Below are 2,448 nucleotides of genomic sequence, written 5' to 3'. Positions count from 1 at the left end.
TAATTTCTGCATATCAACAGAAACAAAATTTATTTCTATAAGATAGTCTCTATAGAATACAAAATATGTATTATTATAGCTTGTAATTTCTAGATTTAATCTCTTTCCTAAAATCTCACTTACCATACCAACAGCTGGTAAATTTTCAATAACTAGCATATCACAAGAAATTAACCGCGATAGCATATTATTTTTAGACATATCCACTATATTGGACTCACAAAATTCTTTGTAATTAGTTTGATTCAATTCTACTCCCATAAAATCCGGTGATTTATATATTAGGACCATAATCATATTTAAATTTGTATCTATAAATTTTAAAACCACATTTGGTCTATAACCATCCTTCAATATAAAGGAATTAGGAATTCCTATTTTCAAATCAAGACCTTTCGCCTTAGGATTATTTTGAGTGGAATAATAGGTATATCCGTCCAATGAAAATGCACTCATAAAAAGAGCAATCATGGAAATAATAGCTTTCATTTTTGCTCTTCTTCCGTATGCTCGCGGTCAATCTTTCTGTAAAAGAAAAAATAAAGTCGTTTGGTAATCCAAATAAAAAATGAAAACAACGCCAATATGAGTATTGGTCCCATTTTTAGGTTATTAAATAAAAGCAAAAAATTTAGAGATCCAACTACTATAAAGAAAGTAATGAATCCTAAAATGCAAGCCAAAATAAAGGCTATAATTTTTTTCATATTTATCTCTTTTGAATTTATTGCTTTTTTATAAAACAAAATTACAAATCCATCCATGATTTTCATTTAAAATTAAAAAAATTTCAAAATTACATCATTTACAATTTAATCCCTATAGAAATAATCGCTGATGGAAATTGAAAAAGCATTATATAAGAACTAAACTTATAGAAAACTTTTATATAGGAATTATTTCTATGCTTTCTTTGCCGCAAATAACTACAAAAGAAGAAGATGAAGAATTTTTAAAAATCGTAGCAAGCAATGTTAAGAGAATACGCCAAGAATGTGGTTTAAGCCAGCTAGAAACTGCCCTAAGCATAGGTCAAGCTTCAAACGGATTTTACGCAAACATGGAAAATTTCACAGATCAAAAACGATTCAATTTGCTTCATCTATACAAGCTCTCGAAGCTTTTCAGGTGCAATATAGATGAATTTTTTAAAGATATAAAATAACAAAAAGTATGACTCACAAATAAAAACGTCTGCTTTGGGTTTAAAATCCCAAAGCAGGCACTGTTGCAGCAATAAATTTAAATGCTACCGATGACAAATTTTTAGCCCATTCATAGCGATGGAATTTCAATCGCCGCGAGCAAAGAAGCTTATTTATCTCTTAAATTTAACTCGCTAACAAGCTTGGAGTAAACTGCGTAGTCTTTGTTTTTGAGATATTTCATCATTCTTTTGCGCTGACCTACTAGCTTTAGTAGTCCTAAGCGAGATGAAAAATCTTTCGGATTTGCTTGCAAATGAGTGGTAAGAAGCGTGATCCTCTCGGTAAGAAGCGCGATTTGCACCTCTGCAGAGCCCGTATCTTTCTCTCTTCTAGCGAATTTCGCAACTATCTGTGCTTTTTGAGCCGTGTCTAAAGCCATGATGACCTCCTGATCGGTAAAATAGGAAGCGATTATACTTAATTAACCTAAATTTTTGCTTTCTTTGTGTAAAATGCACGCTTTGACACCAAAGGAGAGAATAAATGCTTTTTACAAAAGCAAGCGAATACGCCCTACTTTCAATGATCTGCATCGCCCGTAAGAATGAGTCTATGGATGTCGATTCGATCTCTAGCGAGCTTGGAATTTCACGCAGCTTTTTGGCTAAAATTTTACAAAATTTGGCTCGCGCGAGACTTTTAAATTCCTTCAAAGGCGCCAAAGGCGGCTTCGTGCTCGCGCGCAATGCGAATGAAATCACGCTAAGCGAGATCATCAAAAGCGCCGAAAGACGCAAGGCGACGGTATTTGACTGCACCGCCGAGGGGATCGACGCCTGCCCTAACGGTCGCACGCTGTGCCGCGTCAATCTAATGTTCGGCGAGCTTCAGGAGAAGGTCGATGAGTATATGGATACGATCACGCTAGCAAACATCATCGGCAAAGAGCGCAAATGAAAATATATCACCTAAGCCACACCGATCTGGACGGCTACGGCGCGCAGTTCGTCGCGGCGCACTATTTGATGGATGTGGAATTTTTCAACGCCAACTACGGCAAGGAGATAAACGAAAAATTTGATCTCATCCTCGCTAGTATCGACGAGCGGCTCGCTGCAGACGCGGACGAGAAAAGCCTAGTTTTAATCACCGATCTAAATTTACTGCCCGCACAGTGCGAGAAATTTAGCGGCGAACTAGCCAGTCGCAATGCTCGCGTGATCCTTTTAGATCATCATCAAAGCGGGCTTGAGTGCGCGAAAAAATTCCCGTGGTATTTCCTAGACTCTTCGCGCTGCGC

Annotated in this window: 5 protein-coding genes and 1 pseudogene; 3 read left to right on the top strand and 3 right to left on the bottom strand. The window is 37.0% G+C overall.

Features of this window, described 5'->3' with window-relative positions:
• Together Q0257_RS03825 and Q0257_RS03820 are read right to left on the bottom strand one after the other, a co-directional pair.
• On the bottom strand, positions 1-489 hold a 489-nt coding region (locus tag Q0257_RS03825), incomplete at its 3' end, for a hypothetical protein (RefSeq protein ID WP_298021745.1).
• The gene (locus Q0257_RS03820; protein WP_298021742.1) at positions 486-764 is read right to left on the bottom strand and encodes a hypothetical protein; all 279 of its coding nucleotides are present in this window, start codon (positions 762-764) and stop codon (positions 486-488) included. The genes Q0257_RS03825 and Q0257_RS03820, both read right to left, overlap by 4 nt.
• 140 nt (positions 765-904) lie before the next feature.
• Here Q0257_RS03820 and Q0257_RS03815 point away from each other — a divergent pair, with 140 nt between their 5' ends.
• On the top strand, positions 905-1,165 hold the full coding sequence (locus Q0257_RS03815; protein ID WP_298021748.1) for a helix-turn-helix transcriptional regulator: 261 nt from the start codon (positions 905-907) through the stop codon (positions 1,163-1,165).
• Positions 1,166-1,314: 149 nt separating this feature from the next.
• Here the strand turns inward: Q0257_RS03815 and rpsO are convergent, their stop codons facing one another.
• Positions 1,315-1,587, bottom strand: a complete 273-nt coding sequence (rpsO, locus tag Q0257_RS03810; protein ID WP_005871877.1) for a 30S ribosomal protein S15 — start codon at positions 1,585-1,587, stop codon at positions 1,315-1,317.
• Between the two features lie 104 nt (positions 1,588-1,691).
• Here rpsO and Q0257_RS03805 point away from each other — a divergent pair, with 104 nt between their 5' ends.
• Both Q0257_RS03805 and Q0257_RS03800 read left to right on the top strand, forming a co-directional pair.
• Positions 1,692-2,105 carry an Rrf2 family transcriptional regulator gene (locus Q0257_RS03805; protein ID WP_298021739.1) on the top strand — a complete coding sequence of 138 codons (414 nt, stop codon included), beginning with the start codon at positions 1,692-1,694 and terminating at the stop codon, positions 2,103-2,105.
• Positions 2,102-2,448, top strand: a pseudogene (locus tag Q0257_RS03800) (3'-to-5' oligoribonuclease B); the annotation flags it as partial. The gene Q0257_RS03805 and the pseudogene Q0257_RS03800, both read left to right, overlap by 4 nt.

Origin of the sequence: uncultured Campylobacter sp. (assembly GCF_938018035.1) — a bacterium.
GTDB lineage: Bacteria > Campylobacterota > Campylobacteria > Campylobacterales > Campylobacteraceae > Campylobacter_B.
The sequence above is the reverse complement of the archived record's forward strand: the minus strand, read 5'-3'. Positions and strand labels throughout refer to the sequence as shown.

Coding starts and splice junctions, on each gene's coding strand:
- Q0257_RS03820 (WP_298021742.1), bottom strand. CDS start 764: ATGGATGGATTTGTAATTTTGTTTTATAAAAAAGCAATAAATTCAAAA.
- Q0257_RS03815 (WP_298021748.1), top strand. CDS start 905: ATGCTTTCTTTGCCGCAAATAACTACAAAAGAAGAAGATGAAGAATTT.
- rpsO (WP_005871877.1), bottom strand. CDS start 1,587: ATGGCTTTAGACACGGCTCAAAAAGCACAGATAGTTGCGAAATTCGCT.
- Q0257_RS03805 (WP_298021739.1), top strand. CDS start 1,692: ATGCTTTTTACAAAAGCAAGCGAATACGCCCTACTTTCAATGATCTGC.